Source organism: Cellvibrio sp. UBA7671 (genome assembly GCA_002483145.1).
Classification (GTDB): domain Bacteria; phylum Pseudomonadota; class Gammaproteobacteria; order Pseudomonadales; family Cellvibrionaceae; genus Cellvibrio; species Cellvibrio fibrivorans.
The window spans coordinates 1-21246 of record DLHJ01000009.1; the positions used below are offsets into that span (position 1 = coordinate 1).

21 protein-coding genes are annotated in these 21246 nt (G+C 50.3%); 15 read left to right on the plus strand and 6 right to left on the minus strand.

What is annotated here, in order from left to right; translation table 11 throughout:
• The 7 genes from B4E62_RS08010 to B4E62_RS08040 all read left to right on the plus strand — a co-directional run.
• Positions 1-727: M56 family metallopeptidase (locus B4E62_RS08010; protein WP_331351706.1), on the plus strand; the 727-nt coding region annotated here is incomplete at its 5' end.
• Between the two features lie 24 nt (positions 728-751).
• Positions 752-2101: a TolC family protein gene (locus B4E62_RS08015; RefSeq protein ID WP_331351707.1), complete on the plus strand. Its 1350-nt coding sequence runs from the start codon at positions 752-754 to the stop codon at positions 2099-2101.
• Between the two features lie 13 nt (positions 2102-2114).
• Positions 2115-3350: an efflux RND transporter periplasmic adaptor subunit gene (locus B4E62_RS08020; RefSeq protein ID WP_331351708.1), complete on the plus strand. Its 1236-nt coding sequence runs from the start codon at positions 2115-2117 to the stop codon at positions 3348-3350.
• Between the two features lie 55 nt (positions 3351-3405).
• Positions 3406-6561, plus strand: coding sequence for a CusA/CzcA family heavy metal efflux RND transporter (locus B4E62_RS08025; RefSeq protein ID WP_331351709.1), 3156 nt, complete (start codon positions 3406-3408; stop codon positions 6559-6561).
• A gap of 27 nt (positions 6562-6588) precedes the next feature.
• Positions 6589-7437, plus strand: a complete 849-nt coding sequence (locus B4E62_RS08030; RefSeq protein ID WP_310071495.1) for a HupE/UreJ family protein — start codon at positions 6589-6591, stop codon at positions 7435-7437.
• Between the two features lie 31 nt (positions 7438-7468).
• Positions 7469-7822 carry a DUF6488 family protein gene (locus B4E62_RS08035; RefSeq protein WP_310071493.1) on the plus strand — a complete coding sequence of 118 codons (354 nt, stop codon included), beginning with the start codon at positions 7469-7471 and terminating at the stop codon, positions 7820-7822.
• 83 nt (positions 7823-7905) lie between these two features.
• On the plus strand, positions 7906-8256 hold the full coding sequence (locus B4E62_RS08040) for a DUF3147 family protein (RefSeq protein WP_310071491.1): 351 nt from the start codon (positions 7906-7908) through the stop codon (positions 8254-8256).
• 174 nt (positions 8257-8430) lie between these two features.
• Here B4E62_RS08040 and B4E62_RS08045 read toward each other — a convergent pair whose 3' ends face one another.
• Positions 8431-9282, minus strand: coding sequence for a universal stress protein (locus B4E62_RS08045; RefSeq protein ID WP_331351710.1), 852 nt, complete (start codon positions 9280-9282; stop codon positions 8431-8433).
• A 39-nt stretch (positions 9283-9321) separates the two neighbouring features.
• Positions 9322-10809 carry a SulP family inorganic anion transporter gene (locus B4E62_RS08050; RefSeq protein ID WP_310071487.1) on the minus strand — a complete coding sequence of 496 codons (1488 nt, stop codon included), beginning with the start codon at positions 10807-10809 and terminating at the stop codon, positions 9322-9324.
• Between the two features lie 390 nt (positions 10810-11199).
• On the opposite strand from B4E62_RS08050, the gene B4E62_RS08055 reads away from it, so the two are divergent.
• From B4E62_RS08055 to arsJ, 8 genes are read left to right on the plus strand one after another with little or no spacing between them, the layout of a single operon-like run.
• Positions 11200-11616 (plus strand): arsenate reductase ArsC, encoded by a 417-nt coding sequence (locus tag B4E62_RS08055; protein ID WP_331351711.1) that lies wholly within the window; start codon positions 11200-11202, stop codon positions 11614-11616.
• 3 nt (positions 11617-11619) lie between these two features.
• Positions 11620-11961 carry a metalloregulator ArsR/SmtB family transcription factor gene (locus B4E62_RS08060; protein ID WP_331351712.1) on the plus strand — a complete coding sequence of 114 codons (342 nt, stop codon included), beginning with the start codon at positions 11620-11622 and terminating at the stop codon, positions 11959-11961.
• 35 nt (positions 11962-11996) lie between these two features.
• Complete coding sequence (locus B4E62_RS08065; protein WP_331351713.1) at positions 11997-12488, plus strand: arsenate reductase ArsC; 492 nt, start codon at positions 11997-11999, stop codon at positions 12486-12488.
• 49 nt (positions 12489-12537) lie between these two features.
• Entirely contained in the window at positions 12538-13254 is a 717-nt protein-coding gene (gene arsH / locus B4E62_RS08070) for an arsenical resistance protein ArsH (RefSeq protein ID WP_331351720.1), read from the plus strand.
• Between the two features lie 27 nt (positions 13255-13281).
• Positions 13282-14313, plus strand: coding sequence for an ACR3 family arsenite efflux transporter (gene arsB, locus B4E62_RS08075; RefSeq protein ID WP_331351714.1), 1032 nt, complete (start codon positions 13282-13284; stop codon positions 14311-14313).
• 38 nt (positions 14314-14351) lie between these two features.
• Positions 14352-14864, plus strand: a complete 513-nt coding sequence (locus B4E62_RS08080; RefSeq protein WP_310071471.1) for a cyclin-dependent kinase inhibitor 3 family protein — start codon at positions 14352-14354, stop codon at positions 14862-14864.
• Positions 14865-14887: 23 nt separating this feature from the next.
• The gene (locus B4E62_RS08085) at positions 14888-15904 is read left to right on the plus strand and encodes an ArsJ-associated glyceraldehyde-3-phosphate dehydrogenase (RefSeq protein ID WP_310071469.1); all 1017 of its coding nucleotides are present in this window, start codon (positions 14888-14890) and stop codon (positions 15902-15904) included.
• A gap of 2 nt (positions 15905-15906) precedes the next feature.
• A complete protein-coding gene (arsJ, locus tag B4E62_RS08090; protein ID WP_331351715.1) occupies positions 15907-17136 on the plus strand; it encodes an organoarsenical effux MFS transporter ArsJ in 1230 nt (409 codons plus the stop codon).
• Positions 17137-17210: 74 nt separating this feature from the next.
• Here the strand turns inward: arsJ and B4E62_RS08095 are convergent, their stop codons facing one another.
• From B4E62_RS08095 to B4E62_RS08110, 4 genes are all read right to left on the minus strand, one after another.
• Complete coding sequence (locus B4E62_RS08095; RefSeq protein ID WP_331351716.1) at positions 17211-17486, minus strand: hypothetical protein; 276 nt, start codon at positions 17484-17486, stop codon at positions 17211-17213.
• A gap of 85 nt (positions 17487-17571) precedes the next feature.
• The gene (locus B4E62_RS08100; protein WP_331351717.1) at positions 17572-18630 is read right to left on the minus strand and encodes an ArsO family NAD(P)H-dependent flavin-containing monooxygenase; all 1059 of its coding nucleotides are present in this window, start codon (positions 18628-18630) and stop codon (positions 17572-17574) included.
• Between the two features lie 102 nt (positions 18631-18732).
• Entirely contained in the window at positions 18733-20673 is a 1941-nt protein-coding gene (locus tag B4E62_RS08105) for a cytochrome c/FTR1 family iron permease (protein ID WP_331351718.1), read from the minus strand.
• Between the two features lie 74 nt (positions 20674-20747).
• On the minus strand, positions 20748-21246 hold a 499-nt coding region (locus tag B4E62_RS08110; RefSeq protein WP_331351719.1), incomplete at its 5' end, for an HAD-IC family P-type ATPase.

Here is a 21246-nt window from a genome sequence, read left to right on the forward strand (position 1 = left end):
TGACCATGGTCACCTGCATTCCCTCCAGGGTCACTTCCATTGGTTCAGTTGGCAAGGTGCCGGGGTTTTGCTGCTCTCGACGGTTGCTGGTTGGAAATTACTGACAATGTTGTGGCGTAGATCCCGGCAGCATCACCAGCTGCAAACACTGCTGGCCTTTTCAGAGGTCGATGCGACCGGTTGTTATCGGGTAGAGAGTGATATCCCCAACGCCTTTACCCTAGGGTTGCTGAACCCCAAAATCCTCATTAGCCGCGCGCTTGACCGTGCATTGACTGCGGACGAGCTGGCTATTGTGTATCGCCATGAATTGGCTCATCAGCGTGCGCGCGACCCGCTGCGTTTGTCGTTTTTCGGGATGCTTATCTCGGTATTTATCCCTTCAGCCCGCCAGGAACTTTACGCGACCTTGGAGCTGTTGATTGAACAGCAGGCCGATGCGGAAGTGGCCAGTCAGTTTTGCGATCCGTCTACCGTTGCTGCCACACTGGTCAAAGTGAATCGCCTTGCGCTGCGCTATCAACGTCAAGCCCCGGATTTTTCTGCCTGCGGATTTTGCTCCACCGCAATAGAAGCGCGCATTCAACAATTATTGGGCAGTGATCATGGTCGCACTTTTCCTATCCCCACTTTTCTTCTGAGTACTTTTGCGCTGGTGGCGGTTGGTATGTATTACGCCAATAGCCTGCACCACAGCATCGAAACCCTTCTGCATTACCACCCTTAATTACCGGCACTGGAATCCATCACTATGTTGATTTTCCCTCTACTCACGCACTTAAAACCGATCCGCAATCGGTTTTTTGCGCCAAAAGGCCTACTGCTACTGCTGTTGATTGCCCCCTTTGCAAACGCTGCGGAACAATCAAGCGCTGCAAAACAATCAAAACCCACCCAAACGCTCGGCTTGCAACAGGCAATTAACAAAACCCTGGAACAAAATCCGACCCTGGTTGCTTTTGGTCACCAGTTTGAGGCACAGGCTGGCCGGGTGCAGCAAGCGGGTTTAAAACCGAATCCCGAATTAACCCTGGCGGTTGAAGATGCCTTCGGCAGTGGTGAATTGACCGGTATGGATAGTGCGGAAACCACGCTTGGGATCAGTTGGGTGCTGGAAGGACAACAGCGCCGTGAGCGGGTCAATGCGGCGCAGGCACGCACCTCGGTGCTGGAGGTGGAGCGTGATATCCAACGTCTGGATGCCGCTGCCAAGAGTGCGCGCTTGTACATGCTTGCACTCGCCCTGCAAACCCGTTTGCAACAAGCCGAACAGGCTATTGATTTTGCCCGCAATGTGGTGAAAGTGATTGATCAGCGCGTAAATGCCGGTAACTCACCCGCCGCTGAAAGCGCCCGGGCCAAGGTGGAGTTGTCGCGCCGGTTGCTAGAATATGAGGATATTGAACACGAACTGCTGGTGGCAAAGCGTCAGTTAGCCGCCCAGTGGGGTGCGACCCAGGTTGACTTCACGGCGGTGGAAGGAACACTGACCCAGCTGCCCAAGGTTGCCAGCTACAGCGAATTGAAAAGCCGTCTCGATCAGAATCCACGCCTGCAATACTTCGTCACCAGCGAACGCTGGGAGGAGTCGCAACTGGCGCTGGCCAAGGCCCAGAGCAAACCGCAGTGGCGATTATCCGCTGGGGTAAAACACCTCGCCGCCACTGACGACCAAGCGCTGGTTGCCGGTGTTGCAGTGCCGCTGGGCGTATTTGATCGTCAGCAGGGCCGTATTGCCGAAGCCCGCGCCTTGATGGCGCTCAACCGCGCCGAGCGTGAAGCCGAGCAGATCCAGCTGGACACCAATTTGTACGGGACTCATCAAGAGTTGTTGCACAGCCTACATATCGTAAATGCCTATCAGACCGAAATCCTGCCCGCCCTCGCTACCGCTCTCAACGAAACCCGCCGCGCTTATGATTTGGGGCGCTATAGCTATCTCGAATGGCAAGCGGTGCAGCGCGATTATCTGGATGCGCAAAATACGCTGACTGAGGCCAGCCTTGCTGCACACCTCAAGGCGATTGAACTTGAGCGCTTGACCGGTGTGGCGATTGCCCCGGCAGCGGCGACATCAACAACTGATTCCACTACAAACTGATATGAGGCTCTGTATGAACCCGATGATAAAAAACCGTGCCTGCGCCCTGGCGCTCCTGGCATTAGCGGCATGTGGCCTTAGCGCTTGTAGCGATTCCGGATCTAATGCAAATGCAGGCCATGCCGCTGAAGCGCCCGCCGTCGAAAAAGGCGAGCACAATGGTCGCTTGCTGCGCGACAAAAACTTTACCCTCGAACTCGCTATTTTTGAAACCGGTGTGCCACCCGAATACCGCGCCTGGGCGTTGGTGGATGGCAAACCGATTGCACCCGCAGAGTTCAGCCTGCAAGTTCGCTTGACCCGCTTGGGCAACAAAATCGATACGATTAACTTTGCCCCGCAAGGAGATGCATTGCGCGGTGATATGGTTATTTACGAACCCCACTCGTTTATCGTCACGGTCGAAGCGACCTATAAAGGCACCCAACACCGCTGGGAATACGAGAGTTTTGAAGGTCGCACCCGCATCGAACCCGCCGTTGCTGAAGCGCTGGAAATAGCCACAGAAATTGCTGGCCCGGCGCTGCTCAAAGAAACCATCGCCGTCTACGGTAAGGTCGTCCCCCACCCGAATTTGGAACGCGATGTACAAGCGCGGTTTGATGGTGTGGTGACCGATGTTCAAGTCGCTCCTGGGCAAGTCGTTGAGGTGGGACAAGCGCTGTTTACGGTCGAAAGTAACGAGAGCTTGAAATCCTACACTGTTAAAGCGCCGATCAAAGGCGTGATCACCACGCTCCACGCCAAAGCCGGACAACAAACCGGCGGTAAAACATTGGCCAGAATTCTGGATAACAGCCGCGTTTTCGTTGAACTAGCCATCTTTCCCGAGCACTTGGATAAGGTTAAAACCGGCGCGCCGGTCACGCTGACGTTTGGGGATGCTACGTTTGAATCCCGCATCGAACAGATCGCTTTGGAAACCAATACCAATCAATCGGTAAACGCCCGCGTCACCTTCGACCAGCCTTTGCCTCTGGGCGCAATGGTGAAGGCGCAGATTCAAATTGATGAGTATGAAGTTCCGCTCGCCGTCAAACGCAGTGGCTTGCAAGCCTTCCGCGATTTCACCGTGGTCTACGCACAAATTGGCGATGAATACGAAGTACGCATGTTGGAGTTAGGGCGCGAGGCCGGAGACTGGGTGGAGGTTCTTGGCGGATTGGAACCCGGTACAACCTATGTGACTGAAAACAGTTTTGTGATTAAAGCCGATATTGATAAGTCCGGCGCTTCGCATGATCACTAAGCTGGCATAACTAAAAGCACGATCACTCGACCCATTACTTAATACGGGAAACATCATGTTGGAATCCATTATCAATTTTTCGCTACAAAGGCGCACGCTGATTCTCAGCCTTGTGCTCGCGGTATGCGCGCTCGGCCTCTGGAATTTCAATCGCCTGCCGATTGATGCCGTGCCCGACATTACCAATGTGCAGGTGGTGATCAATACCGAAGCGCCGGGTTACACACCACTGGAAGTGGAACAGCGCGTAAGTTTTGCGCTGGAAAATTCCATGAGCGGTTTGAAGGGATTGAAATACACCCGCTCACTGTCGCGTTATGGTTTGTCGCAAATTACGCTGGTGTTTAACGACGGCACGGATATTTATTTTGCCCGCCAACAAATCACCGAACGTTTGCTTTCAGCTGCCGATGAATTGCCCGCAGGCCTCACGCCAAAATTAGGTCCTGTAGCGACTGGCTTGGGTGAAATTTTTATGTTCACCGTGGATGCTGAACCAGGCGCGACCAATGCCGATGGATCAGTTGTGACACCGACGGATTTGCGCTCGGTACACGACTGGATTATCCGCCCGCAATTGCTACGTGTACCCGGCGTGGTTGAGGTCAACCCGATTGGCGGTTACAAGCGCGAAATTCTGGTTGCGCTTGATCCACAAAAATTGCTCGCGTTAAAACTGAATCAGGAACAGGTGATCGCGGCGCTGGAACGCAGCAATAATAATCGCGGTGCCGGTTTTATCGAACACAGCGGCGCCCAGTGGTTGCTGCGTGTTCCCGGCCAGGCACAAACACTCGCCGATATCGAAAATACGCTTCTCTATCAACAAGATGGTGTACCTATCCGCATTAAAGATGTGGCCAATGTAGAAGAAGGTTTGGAATTGCGCTCCGGCGCCGCCTCGCAAAATGGCCGCGAAGTGGTGATGAGCACTGTGTTTATGTTGATCGGCGAAAACAGCCGCACGGTTGCGATGAATGTCAGTGAAAAGTTAGCGGAAATCCAGCGCAGCCTGCCCGAAGGTATCACGGCTACTGCCGTGTATGATCGCACCAACCTCGTGAATAAAACGCTCAATACCGTACAGAAAAACCTGTTGGAAGGCGCGTTGCTGGTTATCGTGGTGTTATTTGTTTTGTTGGGCAATATGCGCGCGGCGCTGCTTACTGCTGCGGTGATTCCTATTACGATGTTGATGACCATTACCGGCATGGTGCAAAGCCAGGTGAGTGCAAACCTGATGAGCCTAGGCGCGCTGGATTTTGGTTTGATCGTCGATGGTGCGGTGATTATTGTGGAGAATTGTTTGCGCCGATTGAGTGAAGCGAGCCGTAGACAAACACTGACACTTAACGAACGGCTTGCACTGGTATTTGACGCAACACGCGAAGTGATTCGCCCGGCGTTATTCGGTGTCTTTATTATCACCGCTGTGTATTTGCCGATTTTTGCGCTCACGGGCGTCGAAGGAAAAATGTTCCACCCCATGGCCATTACCGTGATTATTGCGCTGGTGAGTGCAATGATTTTGTCGATTACCTTTGTGCCTGCGGCGGTCGCCATCCTGTTTAAAAAGCCGATGAAAGAGAGTCACAACAAAATTATGGAGCGCGCGTCTTCTTTTTATCAACCGCTGCTGCAACATTCCATCAAATGGCGTGTCGGTGTAGTGAGTATTGCGGCGATTTTTGTGGTGCTATGCGGGTTTTTATCGAGTCGATTGGGCAGCGAATTTATTCCCAATCTGGATGAAGGTGATATCGCCATGCATGCCCTGCGCATTCCCGGCACCTCACTCACACAAGCATTGGACTTTCAAAAAGTACTTGAAGATAAAATTCAAACCATGCCTGAAGTTGAACGCATCTTTGCCAAGATTGGTACGGCAGAGGTGGCAACTGACCCTATGCCGCCGAGTGTGGCCGACAACTTTATTATTTTAAAACCGCGCAGCGAATGGCCCGATCCAAACAAAAGCAAGGCGCAAGTTGTGACAGAACTTGAAGCATTGGTAACCCCCATCCCCGGCAACCGCTACGAATTTTTGCAGCCCATCCAAATGCGCTTTAACGAGTTGCTCGCCGGTGTGCGCGCCGAATTGGCGATCAAAGTGTTTGGTGATGATTTTGATCAATTACTGGCAGTTGGCGAGGCGATTGAAAATGCCATCACCGGTATTGCCGGTGCGGCGGATGTATCACTCGAACAAGCCACCGGCCTTCCTATGCTCAGCCTCCAACCGCGACTGGAAATCATGGCGCGTTACGGTGTGACCCTGGAACAATTACAAGACACCATTGCCACCGCCTTTGGTGGGCAAGTCGCGGCGCAATTTTACGAGGGCGATAGACGCAGCAATATCGTTGTGCGTTTGCCGGAGCAATTGCGCAGCGATATGGACAGCATGGCCAATTTGCCAATCGCCTTGGCGAATCAGGATTATGTGCCACTGGGTGAGTTGGTCGATTTTGAACAGACTATTGGTTACAACCAAATCTACCGTGAAAATGGCAAACGTCGCATCGTGGTAACCGCTAACGTGCGCGGTCAGGATCTGGGTTCGTTTGTCGAACAGGTGCGTAACACTATCGAGGAAGAGGTCGAACTTCCTGCGGGTTACTGGATCGAATACGGTGGCACCTATCAACAATTACAATCCGCATCAAAGCGTTTGTCGTTAGTCGTACCGGTCACACTGGTGTTGATTCTCGCACTGCTAGTAATGGCATTAGGTTCATGGAAAGATGCGCTGATTATTTTTTCCGGCGTGCCACTCGCATTGACTGGAGGATTATTAGCACTGTTACTGCGCGATATTCCTTTCTCGATTTCAGCCGCCGTCGGGTTTATTGCCCTCTCGGGTATTGCGGTATTAAATGGATTGGTAATGGTGTCGTTTATTCGCGACCTGCGCCAGCAAGGCCATGGCTTGGATGATGCCATTATCCAGGGCGCCATCACGCGCTTGCGCCCGGTATTGATGACCGCATTAGTCGCCGGTTTGGGTTTTGTGCCCATGGCATTTAATACTGGCATAGGCTCGGAAGTACAACGGCCATTAGCGACTGTGGTTATTGGCGGGATACTGTCATCAACCTTGTTAACGCTGCTCGTACTGCCAGCTCTTTATCGTTTACTGCATCGGGAGTCATCGTCACCGAACAATAATGCAAACCATAATGCAAACAGCAATCTGCAACCGACCAACTAATCTTTTTTGAAATGTAAGGAATTTATTGTGAAATATTTACTGCTAGTTTGTTTAACCTTTGCCAGTAGTCTTGCATTGGCACACGGTATGTCCGCTGAGGATCAGGCACGGATTTTAAATGCGGGTTATGTGGAATACCTGCGGTTGGGCGCTACCCACATGCTGAGTGGTTACGATCATTTATTGTTTTTGTTCGGGGTGATGTTTTTTCTAACCCGTTTCAAAGACATTCTTGTTTTGATCACGGCATTCACTATTGGTCATTCGATTACTCTGGTGTTTGCGACCCTCGCGGGAATCACCGCCAATTATTATTTGATTGATGCCGTGATCGCACTTACCGTGTGTTACAAGGCGTTTGATAACCTCGATGGTTTTAAAAAATACCTGCAAACCCGCTCGCCCAGTTTGATCTGGATGGTCTTTATCTTTGGGCTAATTCACGGCTTCGGTCTTTCTACCCGTTTGCAACAGTTGCCACTAGGCAACGAAGGGCTAGTGCTCAAAATCCTGTCATTCAACCTCGGCGTTGAGCTTGGGCAAATTGTTGCGCTGAGTATCGTGTTTGTACTGTTGACCATATGGCGTAAAACCGAATCCTTCCAGAAATTCAGTGCAGCCGCTAACGTATTGCTGATGTTTCTGGGTGGCTTGTTACTGTTGATGCAATTACACGGGTACCAACATTCGCAATACCCGGACGACTTTCCACTCAATGCTGACGATCACTCGCATATCCATGAAGATATGGCGAAGTCGGAATCACCACTTTCAGGCTATAAAAAACCTTTGAATCTCGGCGCGGAGCCAGATGCAAGCGAAACACATACACCTGAAATGCACACGCATGACGGCGAAGATTATCACTCACACTAAGCGTTATTTTTAATCACAGAGGAAAACAGCAATGAAAAAATTAGCAGCACTATTATTGGCAAGTGTATTAGGCACAACACAATTGGCCGTTGCACATGATGATCATGAACACTCCTACATCACCGAACCAGCAGCGTTAGTAGTTGCCCAAAAAACACTAACGCAATTAACCGAAAAAGATGCTGGTCTTGGCTTTGGAAAACTGCCTGCCAGCTGGGCTCAAGTTCCGGCTAAAAATGTAAAGCTGCATAAAAATGGCGATGGCTACTACATAGTTGCAGCCACCAATGATGCAGAAGGAAAAACCTTATACGTACTTTTATCGTCTGAAGATGGGGCTGTGTACGATGCCAATTTCACCGGCGAATTTCAAAAACTAAAGTAAGCCTACTGCGCGCCAACTAAATTATCATGCGGAATAAAGTCCGCATGGTAATTTCTTATCCAATACCGCAACGGAAAATAACCATGTCCTGGATACTTACCAAGTACCTGATCACCGCTGCCGTTGTGGTGTTAATTTCCGAAATAGCCAAGCGCAGCGATAAGCTAGGCGGTTTAGTCGCCGCCTTACCGATGGTGACGATTCTCGCACTCATCTGGCTTTATGTTGAAAACCAATCCACAGAAAAAATCGCCAACCACGCCTGGTACACCTTCTGGTATGCAGTACCCACTCTACCCATGTTCCTTGCCTTTCCCTGGCTGTTACCACGCATCGGATTTTGGCCGACACTCGCGGCCTCGATTGCTATCACTGTGGTGTGTTTTACGTTGTTTGCGTTGCTGGTAAAACGGTTTGGGATTGAGCTAGTGTAAGTAGTACTTCCGTAGTAATTGGGGTGAGCGACATCGCGGTATCCGCTAGTTTCGTGAAATGAACAATCAAATTCCAAAATCGAAAAATATTCCTCGCTCTTTTTTAGCTTTCCAATATATGTGTGCTGCAGCCCGTAAGGGCTGTTTTTTTGGTTGTGTTTACCCGTTGATGAATCAGCGCAACAAAAGTAGCGGTATCGTTGCGCGCGCCAAAATACTAGTTGTTGTACTGCCCACCAAAAACTGGCGAATACGCGAATGACCATAGGCACCCATCGCCAGCAAATGCATATTCTGCTTGGAACAATAATCGAGAATGGTATCTTCAACATCGCCCGGCATTATATTGCTGGCCACCTGAAAACCTGCCGAATGGAGTTGCTTCTCCGCCCAACCCAAGTGTTCGATGACTTCTTCGGTTTTCTGGCTGGCCATCAACAAGTGGCATTCCAAACCTTTCAATAACGGACTGTTGGCGATCATCTCCACGCATTTACGGCTGGTTGCGCTGCCGTCGTAAGCGATAAGAAAACGCTCGGGGTTAACAAATTGCCGGGGCGTTACCAGAATTGGGCGACTCAGGGTGCGCACTACGTTTTCAATATGGCTTCCCACATGTGATGCGGCATTTTCTGAGCTTTCACCTTGGCGCCCCATGATCAGCAGGCGCGTTTTGTCTTCCAGTTCTTTAACGCTTTCCGTTAGATCCCCATGGCGTTGGCAGCAGTGCGGTTTTTCAATACCCGCATCGCGTGCGCGTTGCTTGGCGGCATCGAGCAAGTGCTGTCCATGCTCACGACCCAACTTACCCCGAACCTCATCCAATTCAGCCAAGGCTTCCAGCAGGTGCTCGCGGCTACCTAAGCCAATGTTGCCGGAAAGATCCACCGGTGCCGGGTATTGCTGGTGATCCAGTACATGCAGGAATTTGAGTGTGGCGTCCATCCGCTGACTGGACCAAATGGCATAGTCGCAGACCGCAACAGCAGCTTGGGAATCATCAATACAAGCGATTACATGTGTCATGGTGTTACCCTCGTAATTGGTCGTTATTGTTGTGCAGGATTAGTGACCCATGATGCGGTCGAGCGCATCGGGTTTATCATGGACACCAAAGTTATCGACGATAGTGGCGCTGGCTTCGTTCAAACCAATCACTTCCACCTCAGTGCCTTCCCGACGGAATTTAATCACCACCTTATCCAGCGCGGACACAGCAGTGATGTCCCAAAAATGCGCGTGGGTGAGATCGATCACCACCTTATCCAGGGCTTCTTTGAAATCAAAATAATCGACAAATTTGTCTGCTGAGCGAAAAAAAACCTGACCCAAAACGTTGTAGGTACGTTGTGTTTCATCGTCATTCAGATTGGATTCGACGGCCATGTAATGGCTGACTTTGTTGGCAAAAAATAGCGATGCCAACAGTACCCCGACAAATACGCCGTATGCCAGGTTGTGGGTGGCGACCACGACCACGACAGTGGTGATCATGACTATGTTGGTAGAAAGTGGGTGACTTTTTAGATTGGTAATCGACGACCAACTGAAGGTGCCAATGGATACCATGATCATTACTGCAACCAGTGCCGCCATGGGAATAATGGAAATCAAATCCGAAAGGAATACCACCATGATCAGGAGGAACACACCGGCGCTCAGAGTGGACAGGCGTGTGCGACCACCGGACTTCACGTTAATAATGGACTGGCCAATCATCGCACAACCCGCCATACCGCCTAATAAACCAGAGGCTATATTAGCGACACCTTGACCCTTACATTCGCGGTTTTTATTGCTTTTGGTATCGGTCAGATCGTCCACGATGGTGGCGGTCATCATGGATTCCAGCAGACCTACCACTGCCAAAGGCAATGAGTAAGGCAGGATAATCCACAGGGTTTCCAGATTCAGCGGCACATCAGGCCAGAGGAATATCGGTAGAGTGTCAGGCAACTGACCCATATCACCCACGGTGCGAATATCCAATTTCAGGAACACAGCAATCAGGGTTAACGTAATAATGCACACCAGGGGTGATGGCAGAATTTTGCCTATACGCGGAATGTAGGGAAACAGGTAAATAATACCTAACCCTAGTGCCGTCATGGCATACACGTGCCAGGTTACATCGGTCAGCTCGGGCAGTTGTGCCATAAAAATGAGGATCGCCAGCGCATTGACGAACCCGGTCACCACCGAGCGCGAAACAAAGCCCATCAAGTCTCCGAGGCGCAAATACCCCGCAATAATCTGTATTACGCCCGTCAGTAACGTGGCCGCAAGCAAATACTCCAGGCCGTGGGTTTTCACCAGCGTAATCATCAACAGCGCCATAGCGCCGGTCGCTGCCGAGATCATACCGGGACGACCGCCCACAAACGCAATGACTACTGCGATACAAAACGACGCATAGAGGCCGACTTTAGGATCAACACCCGCAATGATCGAAAACGCAATCGCCTCAGGGATCAGCGCCAGCGCCACCACGATACCGGCGAGCAAATCCCCGCGCAGGTTGGAAAACCAGGTTTGTTTCAATTTTTTCAGCATGGGATACATCCAAATTCCAAATAAAAATACGCACATGCACGAAACCCCAGCGCCAGAAAAATAGGACGCTTGGCGCACTGCACGCTATTAACACAACACAAATTGATGGAAAAACAATAGAAAACGCCTGACACAGGCGATCATGCCTGCTCAAAGCGATGCGGGAGAGGAGTAAACCTTATGGCGGAGTTAAACCGCTACGATCTGAAGTCATGGTTACAAAGAATCTTTTACGGCGAAAAGAATGCGCACCTTACCAGCCTGAAAAAGCAGTGACAACAAAAAATACTACCTCGTCTGAACCGCTGGCCAGTTGTTATTAATCGAAACTTGCCATCATATTCGTTTATCCGTATATTTGGATTTCCATATGTACAGGGTTAAACCATCATGTCCTACAAACTCCCCGTTCTCTTTGTTTGCACCGGCAATTCCGCTCGCTCCCAAATCGCAGAGGCTTTGCTTCGCCACACGGATAGCCAGAACTTTGAAGTGGCCAGTGCCGGAACCAATCCCAAACCGATCAACCCAAAGGCATTGGAGGTACTGGAAAAAGCCGGGGTTTCGACCGAAGGGCTTTACAGTAAATCACTGGAGACGCTTGCTGATCGACGCTTCGATGTTGTGATTACCCTGTGTGACAAGGCGGCGCAAGAATGCCAATTGCTGGCAAATCCTGCTGAGGTGTTGGCCTGGAACTTTGAAGATCCTTCGGCAAGCAGCGATCCCAAAGCCTTCGAACATATTCTGCAAGCGATTCACGAACGCATTAAGTTATTTGTGCTGGTAAAAACCAAACGGAACTAAGTTATGCCCTTGACCCCGGATCAATTCAGTAAATGCCTTGCGGATGAAACCCGTGCGCGAATTGCCCTGCTAGTCGCGGGTGAGAAAGAGCTTTGCGTGTGTGAGCTGACCTGCGCCCTGGACGAAATCCAGCCCAAAATCTCCCGCCATTTGGCGCAACTGCGCAGCGGTGGTGTGTTGGCAGATCGCCGTCAGGGCCAATGGGTGTATTACCGCTTACACCCGGATCTCCCCACATGGGCGGTCAAGACTTTGAAGCTGATGCGCGAGGCGCACAGTGACTGGCTCGCGCCCAATGTGAGCCGTTTGTGTGGCATGGAAGATCGTCCCCAGCGTTGCTGCTAAACCCGTTCCCAGACCGGTATTCCGGAGGCGATCCCATGAAAATTTTATTCCTCTGCACCCATAACAGCTGCCGCAGCATTCTCAGTGAAGCGCTGTTTAACCATATGGCACCCAAAGGCTGGACGGCCTACAGCGCAGGCAGTTTCCCCAGTGGTGAAGTTAACCCTCTGACACTTGAGGCGCTGGTACGCGCCGGGGTATCCACAGCTGGCTTGCGCAGCAAATCATCCGATGAATTCGAAGATTTGGAACCGGACATCGTGATTACCGTGTGCGACAAAGCCGCCGGTGAAGCCTGCCCACTGTATCTCGGGCGTGCGGTACGCGCGCACTGGGGGCTGAATGATCCCTCCGAGCTTGCACGAGGTGATGCTGCACTCAATGCCGACCAGGTTGCCACTGCTTTTGACGAGTGCGTGGCAATCATCCGGCAGCGGATCGATACGATGTTGGCCTTACCGCTGGAGGTGCTTGCCCTTAATCGGGATCAACTCCAAGCCGCGTTAAATGGCATTGGCGAATTGTAATTTTTCGATGCGACAGTAACCCCCTGACTTCTGCTGTGGTGAATTGATGATGACTGATTTGACGCTACCCAATCTCAATGCGGATTTGATGGATATACCCGAGCCCCTGTCTTCAGGGCGGGAAAGGATGTCCACCCACAAACCGCGCATTTTGTTGCTCTATGGCTCTAACCGCCCACGTTCCTTTAGCCGTTTGTTGGTGGAAGAAGCTGAGCGCCTGTTGCAACACTTGGGCGCGGAAACGCGAGTCTTTAATCCCAGTGGATTGCCATTGCCTGACGATGCACCGGATACCCATCCCAAGGTGCAGGAGTTGCGCGAGTTGGTGCTGTGGTCGGAAGGACAAGTCTGGTGCTCACCCGAGCGTCACGGTGCAATGAGTGGCGTATTTAAAGCGCAAATTGATTGGATTCCGTTAACCATGGGCGCTGTTCGCCCCACACAAGGAAAAACACTCGCCGTCATGCAAGTCTGTGGTGGTTCGCAATCGTTTAACGTGGTCAATCAACTGCGTGTGCTAGGGCGCTGGATGCGCATGTTCACCATTCCCAATCAATCATCTGTTGCCAAAGCATTCCTGGAATTTGACGAACAGGATCGTATGAAACCATCTGCCTATTACGACCGCGTAGTGGATGTCATGGAAGAGCTGGTGAAATTTACGTTGCTCCTGCGCGACCGCAGCGATTATTTGGTAGACCGCTACTCAGAGCGTGTTGAATCAGCGGAAGCACTGAGCGCACGTGTAAACCAATCGGCTATTTAATGCAAAATTTATAAGTAGGCAAAAAATATGGGTTTATTTGAACGCTATTTATCGCTCTGGGTTGCATTGTCCATCGCTGCCGGTGTGATTCTCGGCAATTATTTTCCGGCGGTATTTGCGCAGATTGCTGCACTGGAATTTGCCCATGTGAATATTGTCGTTGCGGTTTTAATTTGGGTGATGATTTACCCGATGATGGTGCAAATTGATTTCAGCGCGATCAAAAATATCGGCCAGCGCCCACAGGGATTGATCTTAACCGTCGTTATCAACTGGTTGATAAAGCCCTTCACTATGGCCGCCTTGGGTTGGTTATTTTTTAAAGGGCTTTTTGTTGACTGGGTTGATCCACAAACGGCACAGGAATATATCGCGGGCATGATCTTGCTTGGCGTTGCGCCCTGTACCGCGATGGTATTTGTGTGGAGCCAACTGACCAAGGGCGATCCCAATTACACATTGGTGCAAGTGTCAGTTAATGATGTGATTATGATTTTTGCCTACGCGCCTATCTGTGCATTTTTATTAGGCGTCAGCGATATTCATGTGCCTTGGGAAACGCTGATTATTTCTGTTGTGCTTTATGTTCTCTTGCCGCTAATTGCAGGCGTGCTGACTCGTCGTTGGTTGGAATCCAAATCCGGCATCAACGCCAGCCAGCAATTGCAACAATTCCTTGCCGCCTGTAAACCCTGGTCGGTGATTGGTTTACTCGCCACCGTGGTGCTCTTATTTGCATTTCAAGCGCAGACGATTCTGACCAAACCTCAAGCCATCTTTTTAATTGCTATTCCACTTCTGATTCAGACCTACGGCATTTTTGTGATCAGCTTTGTAGCCGCCAAGGCGATGAAACTGCCATACAACATCGCCGCTCCCGCTTGCATGATCGGTACTTCAAACTTTTTTGAGTTGGCAGTGGCTGTGGCCATTTCACTATTTGGTTTGCACTCGGGTGCAGCGCTGGCCACGGTGGTGGGTGTTCTGGTTGAAGTGCCGGTAATGTTATCTCTGGTCGCGTTTTGTAATCGCACGCAACACTGGTTTGATCGATCCTAAATTTAATTTTTATTGTTATCTATTTTTAAGGAAACCTTATGTCACTAGCTCATCCCTTCACGCCGCTTATGATTAACGATGAAGTGGGACAATTATTGTTTACGCCGTGCCCCGGCACCAAAGAGGTGGGTTTACAGCAGTCGCTGGAGCAGTTAGCCGCTGCGGGTGCAAGCGCGATTCTCACGCTTATGCCCCAAGAGGAAATGCAACGCAATGCGGTGATTGATTTACCCGAACTCTGTGCAAAGTTGGGGTTGGAATGGTTTCACTTACCAATTGAGGATGATCATGCACCTGAACAACTTTTTCAGGATGCATGGAAGAATGCGAGAGAGAAAATTCATGCATTGGTCAATGCCGGAAAAACCATTGCTATTCACTGCAAAGGTGGCTCTGGCCGCACAGGTCTGGTCGCAGCGCAAATTTTATTAGAGCGCGGCATTCCACTTAATGAGGTTATCGCACGTGTTCGCGCGATTCGCCCCAATGCACTACAGGTTCCTGCGCATCAGGAATATATCGCCAAGCTCGCACAACAAATCTCTATTTAATGACGTGAATAAAGGATTGGATTATGAAAAAAATCAAAGTCGGTATTAACGGTTTTGGCCGTATTGGTCGTTTGGCATTGCGCGCATCCTGGCATTGGCCAGAGTTTGAGTTTGTGCAAATCAATGACCCTGCTGCTGATGCGGAAACGTATGCGCATTTGCTGAAATTTGATTCGGTACAGGGTACCTGGCCGGAAGCGGTTAGTGCAGAAAATGGTGCGCTGATTATTAACGGAAAATCGATTCGCATCACCACCAACAAGGCCATTGCCGACACCGACTGGTCGGGTTGTGATCTGGTGATTGAAGCCAGTGGAAAGATGAAAACCGTTGCTGTATTGCAAGCTTATCTTGACCAAGGCGTTAAGCGCGTTGTCGTGAGCGCACCAGTAAAAGAAACCGGCGCACTGAATATTGTGATGGGTGTAAACCAGCATCTGTTTAATCCCGCCGAGCATCGCATCGTCACCGCTGCATCCTGCACCACCAATTGCTTGGCACCAGTTGTGAAAGTGATTCACGAAAAGTTGGGTATCAAACACGGTTCAATTACGACTATTCACAATCTCACCAACACCCAATCCATTTTGGATCAACCGCATAAAGATTTGCGCCGTGCACGCGCATCCGGTTCCAATTTAATTCCGACCACAACCGGATCGGCGACAGCGATTGCCGAAATATTTCCGGAATTGCGCGGCCGTTTGAATGGTCATGCGGTACGAGTTCCCTTGGCTAATGCGTCACTGACGGATTGTGTCTTTGAAGTTGAACGCGCAACCACGGTTGAAGAAGTGAATGGCTTGCTGAAAGCCGCCAGTGAAAACGAACTGCTGAATATTCTGGGCTATGAAGAGCGCCCCCTGGTGTCCACCGATTACTGTGGTGATCCGCGCTCGTCAATTGTGGATGCTTTATCCACCATGGTGATTAACGGCACCCAGGTAAAAATCTATGCCTGGTACGACAACGAGTGGGGTTATTCCAACCGCACGGTTGAATTGGCAAAACTGGTCGGCCTTGCGGACGCAGGAGCATAAACATGGCAACTACCGGGGCTGGCAAGCTGAGCGCAGAGATAAAACAATACTTTGTTGTCACCGGCAATTATTGGGCATTTACCTTAACCGACGGCGCTCTGCGTATGTTGGTGGTGTTGCACTTTCACCAATTGGGTTATAGCCCGCTGCAAATTGCTGCCCTGTTTTTGTTTTATGAAATTTTTGGAGTAGTGACCAATTTAGTGGGCGGTTATCTCGGTGCCCGCATCGGCCTTAACCGCACCATGAATATCGGCCTCGCACTGCAAGTTATCGCACTGTTGATGCTGGCGGTGCCCACGATCATGCTCAGTCCGATTTGGGTCATGGGCGCACAGGCGCTCTCGGGTATCGCCAAAGACCTCAACAAAATGAGTGCAAAAAGCTCGATCAAATTATTGGTACCGGACGATCAACAGGGCAAATTATTTAAATGGGTTGCGCTGCTGACCGGCTCCAAAAACGCGTTGAAAGGTGTTGGCTTTTTTCTCGGTGGCGCATTGTTGGCACTGATGGGATTTACCAATGCCGTGATCGCGATGGCCGCTGTCCTGGGTGTGATTTGGCTGGCAAGTTTACTTCTCCTGAAAAAAGATTTGGGCAAAGCCAAAAACAAACCCAAGTTCAGTGAATTGTTTTCCAAAAGCCGTGCAATCAATATTTTGTCGGCAGCGCGCCTGTTTTTATTCGGCGCGCGCGATGTGTGGTTCGTAGTGGCCTTGCCGGTGTTTTTAAGCAGCCAGCTCGGCTGGGATTTTTGGTGGGTGGGCGGTTTTCTGGCGGCCTGGGTGATTGGTTACGGCATTGTCCAATCTATCGCTCCACTGATTATCGGCAAAGCACAAGGTAAGGTTCCAGGTGGCAGTCACGCTTTCCTGTGGGCACTCATCCTGACTGGCATTCCGGCGGCTATTGCACTGGGCATGAGTGCGACCAGCTTGCCGGTGACTCAAGTGTTGATTGGTGGTTTGTTGGTATTCGGCGCCGTGTTTGCGATCAATTCATCACTGCACAGTTATTTGATCGTGAATTATGCTAAGTCGGATGGTGTTTCACTTGATGTCGGTTTTTACTACATGGCAAATGCCTTGGGGCGCTTGATAGGCACCTTATTATCTGGCTGGGTTTATCAGGTCGCCGGGCTGGAAGCGTGTTTGTGGGTATCGACCGGTTTTATTGCGTTGGCAGCGTTAATTTCATTGGCGTTACCAAAACAGGTTGCACCGACGTAATTTTTCTCTGTGATAAGCCGAACAAAAAAAGCCCGACTATTTTTGCAAATAGTCGGGCTTTTTAAACTCCGGATTTACTCTGCTTTTGCAAGCAACTTCAAATATTCTTCTGCGGTTTTCATATCATCGGTCTTGAGGGTTTTTCGTTCAGGGCCTTTGCCAATCAATGTGACTTGTTTTGCTGGCTCGCCATGCTCCTGAAATTGTTTCAAGGCTTCAGAATCCGTTTTAAATACCCACACACGACCATCTTTTTCAAAGGTGACAAAACCTGGTTTATCGTAGGGGCCAGCGAATACAGACATTGAAACGAGCGCAGTCAACGCGGCAATTGCTAATGATTTTTTCATGAAATTATCCTCGCAGTGTTTAAATTTACCGGGGTCAATTTCAACAGCGGCAGGTTACGGTTTTATGACAGTCGTAACATTTCCGTTAAGATTTAGCCAAATAATGTTGGATTTCCTCCGCTGTAGTTCGCGCCGTCCGCCCTACACCGATAAGCGTGGCAGAGGCCAATCCCGTCCACTCGCCGTAACCGACTAACCACAAGCGTGGTTCGTGTACTGAGCGGGTACCCTCAACATCAACTTTGCCTTCAGAATTGATTACGCCCAATGAATGCAAATGGGATAGTGCGGGGCGGAATCCGGTACACCAGATCACGGCATCCACCGATGTCTCGGAACCATCGCCCCAGATAACACCGGTCGCCGTGAACTGTTTGAACGTCCGCACGGAATGCAGTACGCCGCGTTCGCGCGCCTCTTTAACGGGTGGCACCATGACCACATCGCCCAAACCACCCACGGGTTGATCGACCTCTCGCCCTTCAAGATGCGCTTTCCAGCGATCCGTAGCGCGCTGAAATAACACGCGCCCATCCACATCATCCGGTAAAAACAGCGGTTCACTGGAAGTAACCCAAGTGCTATCAGCCAGGCGCGACACTTCTGCAAGAATTTGTGCACCGGAATTGCCGCCGCCTACGACCAGCACTTTTTTATCCCGGAAAGGTATTGGGGATTGGTAGTGAGCCGAGTGGAGCTGAAGCCCCTGGAATAAATCGATACCGGGATAAGGTGGTATGAACGGATTTCGCCAGGTACCGGTGGCACTGACCACAACACGCGCATGCCAGGTCTGGTGTTGGCTGACAACTTCCAGATGATCGCCAAGGTTATTCACGGCAGTGACCAACACCGGACGCTGCACCGGAAATTCGTACCGGGATTCATAGTTGGCCAGATACCGGATAACTTGATCGCGGCTTGGGTAAGTTTCCTGCGTGGGTGGCATTTGCCATCCCGATAGCGAACTCCAACTGGACGGAGAGAAGAGACGCAAGCTATCCCAGCCATGCTGCCAGGCGCCACCAGGAGACGCTTCTGCGTCCAGAATAACAAAGGAGTAATCAGTACGGCGCAGATAGTAGGCCACTGAAAGTGCGGCTTGACCGCCGCCGATAATAACTACATCAATCATTGTTTCCATTACAACGAAGATCCTTTATCCAAACTCATCGAGAAGCATTAGCGCTATGCCCGTAATTTCAAGGACAGGATAGCGCTAATTTAACCAAGCCATTCATTTGAATTATTTGATCATATTATTGCGAGTTTTAACCCAACTAATACCGAAGCCTCCCAGTGCGATCAGGCCAACAATTATCTGTGAGATAAATGTCTCCAGTGTTGGATAAAGTCCGAGCCATTCGACACGTGGGATCGTAATGAGCGTCACGCCTATCCACCCTGCCTCTTGCAAAGCTGACACGCCCTTACCAATTAACACTACTGCAAGCACGACCACCAAAATGGATGTAAAAGAGAAGAAGGTTCCCAGAGGTATACGTGCGCTTGTGCGCAGCAATACCCATGCAATTACTATCAATAACAATAAGGCTGTGAAAAAACCGGCCACCAATGCGCCGCTATTCCCATCCGCTGCCAGTGCGGAATAAAACAACACAGTCTCAAACACTTCTCGATACACCGCGATAAACGCCAGCGCGAACAGTGCCCATGCTGAACGTTGCGACACTGCCGCTGACAATTTTCCTTTCAAATAATCTTGCCATCTGCCAGCACTGCTCTTCTGGTGCATCCACAATCCAACGCTAAGCAAAACGACTGCGGCGAGTACTGACCCAATTCCCTCGGTCACTTCACGGCTAGCACCGCTAATGCCTATTAGATAAGTTGCCACCACCCACGTCAGTACGCCAGCAAGCAAGGCACTTATCCACCCTCTATGGACATGGCGTAACACTTCAGGCCTGTCCGTCTTTTTCAAGAATGTAATCATGCCGATCACAATCAACAACGCTTCGATACCTTCGCGTAAGAGAATCGTGAGCGCACCAACAAAGGTTGTCGTGGGGTCAGCCTTGGCTTCTTGCATCAGCCCATCGACTTGCACAAAAAGTTGTTCCAGTTGAACCGCTGCCGCCTCAGCTTGTTCAATAGTTCCTTGTGAGACTGCCGAACGATAGGTGAGCATCGCGGTTTCCACGGCAATCAACAAAGATCCGTTGCGGGTATTTACTATCGGCTCAAGCGGCTCAAATCCATCCAGGTATGCTGACAAGCTCAAACGCGTCGCGAGATTTCGATCTCCTGCGCGTGCAGCGGCCAGACTTTCCGCAAGACGCAATCGGGCTAATGCCAAACCAACCGGTTTATTTGTTTCTACAACACCGGGACGGCTTCGTAAGTAGGCAGTGACGGAGCGAGCGTCACTTTCTTGTATTGTTTTGGCCAATGCCGCTTCGGTGATTGTTGTTAGCAGGTTCACATCAGCAAAGAGGCCCTTTATTTGTTCTTCACTATTCCAAATATGTTTGCCTTGTTCGCGCATGGATTCATCGTAGGAAAGCGTACCGATATAGAATGCGAGCGCCCATCGATCTTCTTCAGGTAGAGCTTTAAAACTTACCATTGATGTGCCTTCCACGCCTTGGGAAATCACCTGATACAAAGCCATCAAGCTTCGCGTGCGTGCACGTTCTGGATCTGTAAATGCAATCGGTTTGGGCTCCAGGTTTTCAGCGAGCGGGCCGTCACCGTTGCCGTTCACACCATGGCATGTAGCACATTGCGCTGCATACAGAGCCTGTCCGCGCGCAAGGTCGGGTACAGTTCGTGGAGCGACTGGAAATGGATAGGCAGTTATCAAGGATGCATTTGCCTGATGCGCAAGTCGAGTGACTTCGATGCTTGCCTCTTTACGCAGGACGGCTGCGCGCAACTCGGCGATTTTCTCGGCAATATTTGGTTTGGAAGCATGTTCCGGGAGAGATTGTAAAAACTTGCCTGCATTCTCTGTAAAATCCAGCATTTCAGCGTATTCCGCCTCGCTGATGATGACACCATCGGCGACAGCTCCACTGTAATCGACCGCAACATAATCAAGCAGTTGCCATAACTGCTTTGCATCTCCCGAAGTAGTGGTTTGTGCAAACACAGAACCTGTAATCAGAAATAATACTGCGCCAATGCTGGCAATGCGTTTAAGGAAACTTTTTTGATTATTCACGTTTATTTTTTGCCTCTACGTTTAGGGGGGCGATGGCGAATTTATATCAGCTCGCCGAGATGCCACTCTTTATTTTAAAACTTCATGCGCTGAATTCGCACGGCATTCATAATCGCTAGCAGCGCTACACCGACATCAGCAAAAACCGCTTCCCACATCGTGGCCAAACCACCGGCCCCCAGTATTAACACGATGGCTTTTACACCGAATGCGAGGCAAATGTTTTGCCAAACGATGCGTTTAGTTTGTTTACCGATAGCAATGGCGGTGGGGATTTTACTGGGTTTATCATCTTGAATGACAACATCGGCTGTTTCGATAGTGGCATCGCTGCCCAAGCCTCCCATCGCTATACCGACATCGCTTAATGCAACGACCGGTGCGTCATTAACACCATCACCGACGAAAGCAACAGTTTCATTTCGCGCTTTGATTTCTTTTACTTTGTTAACTTTATCTTCTGGTAGTAAATCACCAAAGGCATTCGCGATACCTAATTTCTGTGCGACAAATTGCACTACTGAACTTTTGTCACCGCTAAGCATGGTAATGTTGATGCCCAATTTTTTTAGT

Bases quoted from the DNA above. Each gene is read 5' to 3' on its own strand.
- B4E62_RS08095 (WP_331351716.1), bottom strand. From the start codon at position 17,486: ATGAAAAAATCATTAGCAATTGCCGCGTTGACTGCGCTCGTTTCAATG.
- arsH (WP_331351720.1), top strand. From the start codon at position 12,538: ATGACTGATTTGACGCTACCCAATCTCAATGCGGATTTGATGGATATA.
- B4E62_RS08025 (WP_331351709.1), top strand. From the start codon at position 3,406: ATGTTGGAATCCATTATCAATTTTTCGCTACAAAGGCGCACGCTGATT.
- B4E62_RS08100 (WP_331351717.1), bottom strand. From the start codon at position 18,630: ATGGAAACAATGATTGATGTAGTTATTATCGGCGGCGGTCAAGCCGCA.
- B4E62_RS08050 (WP_310071487.1), bottom strand. From the start codon at position 10,809: ATGCTGAAAAAATTGAAACAAACCTGGTTTTCCAACCTGCGCGGGGAT.
- B4E62_RS08055 (WP_331351711.1), top strand. From the start codon at position 11,200: ATGTCCTACAAACTCCCCGTTCTCTTTGTTTGCACCGGCAATTCCGCT.
- B4E62_RS08020 (WP_331351708.1), top strand. From the start codon at position 2,115: ATGAACCCGATGATAAAAAACCGTGCCTGCGCCCTGGCGCTCCTGGCA.
- B4E62_RS08080 (WP_310071471.1), top strand. From the start codon at position 14,352: ATGTCACTAGCTCATCCCTTCACGCCGCTTATGATTAACGATGAAGTG.
- B4E62_RS08060 (WP_331351712.1), top strand. From the start codon at position 11,620: ATGCCCTTGACCCCGGATCAATTCAGTAAATGCCTTGCGGATGAAACC.
- B4E62_RS08085 (WP_310071469.1), top strand. From the start codon at position 14,888: ATGAAAAAAATCAAAGTCGGTATTAACGGTTTTGGCCGTATTGGTCGT.
- B4E62_RS08065 (WP_331351713.1), top strand. From the start codon at position 11,997: ATGAAAATTTTATTCCTCTGCACCCATAACAGCTGCCGCAGCATTCTC.
- B4E62_RS08035 (WP_310071493.1), top strand. From the start codon at position 7,469: ATGAAAAAATTAGCAGCACTATTATTGGCAAGTGTATTAGGCACAACA.
- B4E62_RS08015 (WP_331351707.1), top strand. From the start codon at position 752: ATGTTGATTTTCCCTCTACTCACGCACTTAAAACCGATCCGCAATCGG.
- arsJ (WP_331351715.1), top strand. From the start codon at position 15,907: ATGGCAACTACCGGGGCTGGCAAGCTGAGCGCAGAGATAAAACAATAC.
- B4E62_RS08040 (WP_310071491.1), top strand. From the start codon at position 7,906: ATGTCCTGGATACTTACCAAGTACCTGATCACCGCTGCCGTTGTGGTG.
- arsB (WP_331351714.1), top strand. From the start codon at position 13,282: ATGGGTTTATTTGAACGCTATTTATCGCTCTGGGTTGCATTGTCCATC.
- B4E62_RS08045 (WP_331351710.1), bottom strand. From the start codon at position 9,282: ATGACACATGTAATCGCTTGTATTGATGATTCCCAAGCTGCTGTTGCG.